This window comes from Microbulbifer sp. (genome assembly GCF_051659245.1).
GTDB lineage: Bacteria > Pseudomonadota > Gammaproteobacteria > Pseudomonadales > Cellvibrionaceae > Microbulbifer.
Genome location: NZ_JBOFOC010000181.1, coordinates 1 through 6,094, shown reverse-complemented (window position 1 = coordinate 6,094; position 6,094 = coordinate 1). Strand labels below are relative to the sequence as shown.

Here is a 6,094-nt window from a genome sequence, read left to right as displayed (position 1 = left end):
TGCCACAGTTATTCATGTCAGTCCCCTTCTGGTTTAAGGCGCTTAGCGACCTTGTGTTTCAAAACTCAACCAGTTTAGGGGACTGACCTCCTACTGAGCTAGATCTTGGCTCGCCGCTTTATTACATCTCCTACAGGGGCCGGTAGCCAACGCAGTGGTTGGTTCAAAGAGCAATCGCGGCCGTGGGCGGATGGCCGCCCCGCCGCTCCTACAAAATCTCCCTAAAGGCCGTTAGCCTGACGATGATTTAGTGTCGAACGCTTTACCATGTTTCTGATAATGAGTATCATTTGGGGTTGGTGACACGTAAGGGAAGTATATATGAAGACTTTATTCGAGCTTCACAAGCGCCGCGGTTTAGGTCTGGTAGTGGCTCTATTTGCGCTGCTCACCTCGGCCCAGGTATCGGCCAATGGTGCCATTGGCGACCACGTGAACAATCTGCAGGGGCATTTGGGCCAGTATTCGGAAGAAGTAGACTGGCTGGTGGCCAAGTTTGGTGGCGTTGTCGACACCTATGAAAAGCAGGGCCAGAAGGCGGTAAAATCTGATGCGTTGCCGGAGTACTGGGAAGAAGTGGACTTTCACGCCGCCATTGAAACCAACCATGTGCCCACCTACGCCGCAATCTGGCAAGGCATTTTCGGGGTCAAGCAGGCGATCGACTCCGGCGCGCCCGCAGCTGAGGTGCGCGAAGAGCAGAAGAAGCTGAATCAGGCTTTGTGGCAGGGGCTGGGAGCGGTTAAGCTTGCGGCCCAGTTCCAGCAGAAAGGATTGCTGGCCAAGGTCCGGACTACCGAAGCGGAACCGACCACCGCCCCGGAAACGCTGGACGACATCAAGCACCGCCTGGATCGCGTTGTGGCAAAATTCGCCGAGCGGTTGCCGGAAGCGGCGACCACGATTGTTCACGACACCTACCTGCATCGTTTCGAAGGTATTGAAGGGGCGCTGATCGAGCAGGATGCGGCCCTGGTGGAAGACCTCGAGAAAGATTTCAATGTGACTCTGCCAGAGGCGCTGAACGGCAACGCCAGCGTGGATGAAGTGCGCAAGGTGGTGGAGGCCATGCAGGCCAAACTGGACAAGGCCAGGAATCTTTTGCTGGAAGCCGACAAGAAACGCAAAAAAGTCTTTTGACGGCGACCGGAAGATTCGTAGTAAAGACTGGCATTGAGGACTGGAAGTGCAACGCAGAGCTTTTTTACAGAGCCTGGCGGTAGTTGGCGCTATCGGCCTGTTTCCACAGAGGCGGAGTTTGGCGGCCGACGCCAAGGCCCTGTCTGTAGAGCAATTGCCCCCGCTGGAGGGCGACCTTACGCTCTACCTGGGGCGCGGTGAGGGCGGTCTCTACGAGAAGGTTCTCGATGCCATTCGCGAACGCAATCCCAAACTGAACCTGCAGATTCGTCGAGGCGTCACCGCGGCCCTGGCCAACACCATTGTGGCGGAGGCCAAGGCCGGTGTGCGCAGGGCGGATCTTTTCTGGGCGGTCGACTCCGGTGCCATCGGTCTGGTGGTGGATGCGGGGCTGGCACGACGGCTGCCGGCGGACCTGACCGGACAACTCAAAGCCGGCTTTCAGTATCCCCGTTGGGCGCCGGTAACGGGCCGTGTCCGCACCCTCCCTTACAACACAGAGCGCCTCACTCCTGAACAGATTCCCGACAGCGTTATGGCACTGGCAGATAGCGAGCTGTCCATCGGTTGGGCGCCGGCCTATGCCTCCTTCCAGTCCTTTGTAACCGCCATGCGCCTGCTGGAAGGGGACGGGGCCACTGCCGATTGGCTGCGCGGCGTCAGCAGGCGCGCCAAAAGCTACGCCGGCGAGCTGGGTGTGGTCATGGGCGTGGAGCGGGGAGAGGTGGATCTGGGGTTTGCCAATCACTACTACACCCTGCGACTGAAAGCCGGCAAGCCCGACGCCAAAGTGGATCTCGCATTCACCAAAGGCGATGCCGGTTGTCTGGTGAATGCATCGGGAGTCCTGGCGCTGAGCGAGGGTGATCTGCCGATCAATTTCATTCGCTATCTGCTGACCCGGGAGGTGCAGTCGTACCTGGCTTCCGAAGCCTACGAAATTCCGCTGGTCAATGGCGTCAAGCCGCCGGCGGGCCTACCGCCGTTGGGCAGGATTTCACCGCCCGAGGTGGACCTGACCCGGTTGGCCGATCTGCGCCCGACGCTCAACCTGATGCGCAATGCTGGCGTTCTATGATCCGCAGGCCACTTACCCGCTGGCCTGGCTCCTACCCGCTGTCGCTGATCATTGCGCTGTTGGCGCTGGTGCCGGTGGGCGTGTTGGTCGCGCTCGCCTCGGACGAGGTGCAGTTATTTGACGCGCACAATCTCAGGGTACTGACCAACACACTGCTACTGACGGCATTGACCGTGCTCGGCTCGATCCTGATCGGGGTGCCGCTGGCCCTGTTGACCGCTTACGCGCAAATACCCTGGCGCAGACTGTGGCTGATCATTCTCGCCGCGCCCCTGGCCATTCCCAGTTACATCGGTGCCTTTACGCTCTACGCTGCTTTCGGTCGCGGAGGGGAGATCGAAAACCTGCTCGGATTGCCCGTTCCCTCCGTGGATGGACTGGCCGGTGCAACTCTGGTGATGACCCTCTATTCCTATCCCTTTGTGATGCTCACCACCCGGGCCTCGCTGCTCAGCCTGGACGCCAGCCTGGTAAATGCCGCTCGCACACTGGGTATGACCCTCGGTGCCAGTCTCTGGCGGGTTGTGTTGCCCCGCGTTGCCACGGGGATCGCCGCCGGAGGGCTGCTGGTGGCCCTATATACCCTGTCGGATTTCGGTACCCCGGCCATCATGCGCCTGGATACATTCACCCGGGTGATTTTCGTGGAGTACAACGCTTTTGGTCTCAGCCAGGCGGCCATGCTGTCGCTGCAGCTGCTGGTCATAGTGGGATTGGTTCTGTTTCTGGAGTCGCGAGTCCGCGGCAGTCACGAAAGACCCGGCAGACACCTGACGCTCTGGCCGGACCGGTACCGGCAACTGTTGATTGCCGCGGCGGTGGCGCCGGTGACGATACTGGCCCTGGTTCTGCCCCTGCTGGTGTTCGGGATCTGGCTGCTGCGGGAGGGCGCCGGCGGTTTTGATTTCAGCCATGCGTGGAATTCCGTCCACGCCTCCTTGCTGGCCGCGCTTTTTGCCGTGCTGCTGTCGATACCCGTGGCCCATGCGGCGATCGCCGGGCGCGCCGGGCGCCTGATGGAACGGATGACCTATTTCGGCTTCGGAGTGCCCGGCATCGTCATGGGAACGGCGCTGGTCTATGTGGGCCTGCAACTGCCGTTTCTCTACCAGACCCTGGGCCTGCTGGTGCTCGCTTATGTGCTGCGTTTTCTGCCGCTGGCCGTCGGCTCGGTGCGCGCCACCGCAGAGGGGTTGGACCCCAACCTGGTGAAGGCGGCACGGTTGCTGGGAGCCAGCCCCCGGGAAGCCTTCCGTCGCGTAACCTTGCCGCTCACCCTGCGCGGCATAGTGGCCGGCGCGGCGCTGGTGTTTCTGGAGGCCATGCGGGAACTGCCGGCGACATTGATGCTGGGCCCCACCGGCTTTGAAACCCTGGCCACCTACTTGTGGCGGGTATACGAAGCGGGGTATTTTGGCCGCGCCGCCATTCCCGGTTTGCTGCTGGTATTGATGTCCGCACTTGGGCTCGCCCTGATGTTATCCGGCGAACGCCGGGCCGAATTCGACGTTACAGAGAGTCATCGCTCCTGATGCTGAAGGTTAGCAATCTGTCCGTAGGCTACGGTGCCGCTCCCGTAGTGGAAAACCTTGATCTGGTCCTCACGGAGGACGAGATTCTGATGCTTGTGGGGCCGACGGGCTGCGGCAAAACCACCATTCTGCAGGCACTGGCGGGTTTGATCCCGATTTCCCAAGGTGAGATTGAACTGGACGGATGGCGCTCGACGCCCGGCTGCGTGGTGCCGCCGGAAAAGCGCAATGTGGGCATGGTTTTCCAGGACTTTGCGCTGTTTCCACACCTGACGGTAGAGCAGAACGTCTGCTTCCGCCTCAGCAATACCGGGCTGGCCGACTACTGGCTGGCGTTGTTGGGCCTGGACGATTTCCGCCATGCCAAACCGGGGCGCCTCTCCGGTGGACAGAAACAGCGGGTCGCCCTGGCCCGAACCCTCGCCCATGAACCGTCATTTGTCTTGCTGGATGAACCGCTCTCGAACCTGGATGCCGCCCTCAAGGACAAGCTGCGCTGGGAGATTCGCGGGGCGCTGAAAGCGGCCGGGACAGCGGCCATCTGGGTGACTCATGACCAGGATGAGGCCCTGTCCGCGGGCGATCGCGTCGGTATCCTGAACGGCGGTGTCCTGGAACAGCTGGATACACCGGAAGCCTGTTTCTCCGAGCCGGCCAGCCGGTTTGTGGCGCGCTTCCTGGGGGAAGCGAGCTTCCTGCCGGGGGAGCTGCGGCAAAATCAGGTAACCACGGCCCTCGGCCCGGCACCGGCTATCCCCATCGACGGCGCCGCCGGCCAGGTGGACCTGCTGTTGCGGCCGGACGACCTGTCACTGATACCGTCGGCAATGGGTAACGGCGTGATCGATTGGGTGCGCTACGAGGGCTGCTCGCGGCTCTATGCCGCTCGTACCGAGGGAGGCGCACAACTGAGGGTGCGAACCAGTCACGAAGTTCGGGCCCAGCCCGGTGATCGGGTCCACATGGCTATCACCACCACCCACCCCCTGGCGGCGTTTCCGCGGGAAGCCGGGTAACATTGCCGTCGTACTGACGAAATCAATCGTCGCCCTCTGGCTATATTGATTGTGCACAATTAAATTGTGTAAAATATAAATTGAACCGACCTGGAAACCGGAGGGGCAGGATGAGCAATCTCTATTCCATTGCACTGAAAACACAGAATGGCCGTGAAACCAGCCTGGAAGAATATCGCGGCAAAGTGCTGCTTGTGGTCAATACGGCCAGCAAATGCGGCTTTACTCCGCAGTACCAGGGACTGCAGGCCCTGCATGAAAAATACCGGGAGCGCGGATTGGTGGTGCTGGGGTTCCCCTGCAACCAGTTCGGCCAGCAGGAGCCGGGCAGCGACGAGGATATCCAGCAGTTCTGCGAGTTGAACTACGGTGTCAGCTTCCCCGTCTACGCCAAGCTGGAAGTGAACGGCCCCGACGCCCACCCGCTGTTCGTGCATCTCAAGCGCGAGGCGCCGGGGATTCTGGGCACCGAGGGGGTCAAGTGGAACTTCACCAAGTTCCTGGTCGACCGCGAGGGCCGGGTGGTGAAGCGTTTTGCCCCGAAGGACAAGCCGGAGGCGCTGGCGTCGGAAATCGAGCAACTGCTCTGACTGTTCAGCGGGTAATACTCTGATGTCTCTCTGCGAAGACAGCGGTCCGCTGGCGCTCAACCGCCAGCTCTGCTTTGCCCTCTACGCCGCCTCCCGCGCTGTGACCCGGGCCTACCAACCGATGCTGCAGGATCTGGGTATCACCTATCCCCAGTACCTGGTGCTGCTGGTGCTGTGGGAGCGGGATACAGAGGAGGGCGGGGATGCCGGTACCAGTGTCGGCGCCCTGGGCGAGCGGCTGATGCTGGACTCCGGAACCCTCACGCCGCTACTGAAGCGGATGGAGCAGCGCGGCCTGCTCGAACGTCGCCGCGCCTCCCGGGACGAGCGGGTGACGCTGGTGTCTATCACCGATGCCGGCCGCGCGCTCGAGCCGCGCGCGCGGGCCTGGGTGGAACAGCAGCTCGACGCCTCCGCGGTGTCGCGGCAGGAGGTGGAGCAGTTGCATCGCCAGCTGTGGCAGTTCCTGGAAAAGCTGGGGGCCTCCGGCTGATATTCCTGGCGACGACCGCATCCAAATCCCCCGTCCGCCGCATCCTACCCCCGTGGCGTCCGGTTCGCCGCCCATCATGCGCTCTGATGGAAAAGCGTAACTACTCCCCCTTGTAGGAGATGTAATAAAGCGGCGAGCCAAGATCTAGCTCAGTAGGAGGTCAGTCCCCTAAACTGGTTGAGTTTTGAAACACAAGGTCGCTAAGCGCCTTAAACCAGAAGGGGACTGACATGAATAACTGTGGC

General features: G+C 61.4%; 6 protein-coding genes. All 6 read left to right on the top strand.

All coding sequences use genetic code 11. The annotated features are described in order from the left end of the window. Positions 1-321: 321 nt before the first annotated feature. The 6 genes from ACRC0P_RS17050 to ACRC0P_RS17025 all read left to right on the top strand — a co-directional run bounded on the left by ACRC0P_RS17050 (position 322) and on the right by ACRC0P_RS17025 (position 5,849). Complete coding sequence (locus ACRC0P_RS17050; RefSeq protein ID WP_438632500.1) at positions 322-1,140, top strand: hypothetical protein; 819 nt, start codon at positions 322-324, stop codon at positions 1,138-1,140. Between the two features lie 46 nt (positions 1,141-1,186). Continuing rightward, positions 1,187-2,218 carry an ABC transporter substrate-binding protein gene (locus tag ACRC0P_RS17045; protein ID WP_438632499.1) on the top strand — a complete coding sequence of 344 codons (1,032 nt, stop codon included), beginning with the start codon at positions 1,187-1,189 and terminating at the stop codon, positions 2,216-2,218. Next, on the top strand, positions 2,215-3,750 hold the full coding sequence (locus ACRC0P_RS17040) for an ABC transporter permease (protein ID WP_438632498.1): 1,536 nt from the start codon (positions 2,215-2,217) through the stop codon (positions 3,748-3,750). The genes ACRC0P_RS17045 and ACRC0P_RS17040 overlap by 4 nt, the downstream gene beginning before the upstream one ends. Further along, positions 3,750-4,766 (top strand): ABC transporter ATP-binding protein, encoded by a 1,017-nt coding sequence (locus tag ACRC0P_RS17035; protein WP_438632497.1) that lies wholly within the window; start codon positions 3,750-3,752, stop codon positions 4,764-4,766. The genes ACRC0P_RS17040 and ACRC0P_RS17035 overlap by 1 nt, the downstream gene beginning before the upstream one ends. Before the next feature lie 110 nt (positions 4,767-4,876). Then, entirely contained in the window at positions 4,877-5,356 is a 480-nt protein-coding gene (locus tag ACRC0P_RS17030) for a glutathione peroxidase (RefSeq protein WP_438632496.1), read from the top strand. Positions 5,357-5,378: 22 nt separating this feature from the next. Beyond that, positions 5,379-5,849, top strand: a complete 471-nt coding sequence (locus ACRC0P_RS17025) for a MarR family winged helix-turn-helix transcriptional regulator (protein ID WP_438632495.1) — start codon at positions 5,379-5,381, stop codon at positions 5,847-5,849. Positions 5,850-6,094 lie beyond the last annotated feature (245 nt).